Source organism: Vibrio sp. YT-19(2023) (assembly GCF_033337395.1).
On sequence record NZ_JAWOQN010001041.1, the window covers coordinates 1 to 539 of the forward strand.

The window sequence follows — 539 nt, forward strand, 5'->3', positions numbered from 1 at the left end:
TGCAATCCAACGCACCGTGTATTCAGGAAAGATCGGCGCAGCGCGTACTTTGCTCGCTTGGTTACCGACAATCAGCTCGTCGTGCTTAATCCAAATGGTACGAGTGCGTAAGTACTCTTGTAACGCCAACGCTCGTTGCACAATCACAGGTTTGTCTTCATTTGCCTGATACGCTCGAGTATAAGCCTCTGCGCGCTCAGTACAGATAGGCGGCGTTACGATGTTGACCAGTGCCGATTTGTGGGCTTTGATTCGCTCTGGAAGGGTATGTAGGTCCATGGTTAACCTCTAACAATCACGTTAAGTTGAGTATGTTCGCTTGCGTATTGCATTGCGTTTTCTAGCAGTTCTGGATTATTTAATGGTTTGTCAGAACACTCGTAAGGCATATCGAGCAAACGGTATTTATTGATGCCGAGGGTGTGATACGGCAGCAAGTGAAGTTCTTGACAGCTTTCTAATGAAGCTGCGAAATCAATGATCGCTTTGAGCTCATCAATGGTGTCATTTAAGCCCGGCACAACCGGCACGCGAATCAC

1 protein-coding gene and 1 pseudogene are annotated in these 539 nt (G+C 47.5%); both read right to left on the bottom strand.

The annotated features are described in order from the left end of the window. The coding region (locus R7E78_RS29905; RefSeq protein WP_318059113.1) for a pyruvate formate lyase family protein at window positions 1-279 on the bottom strand (279 nt) is incomplete at its 3' end. 2 nt (window positions 280-281) lie between these two features. Then, window positions 282-539 (bottom strand): annotated as a pseudogene (locus R7E78_RS29910) (glycyl-radical enzyme activating protein); the annotation flags it as partial.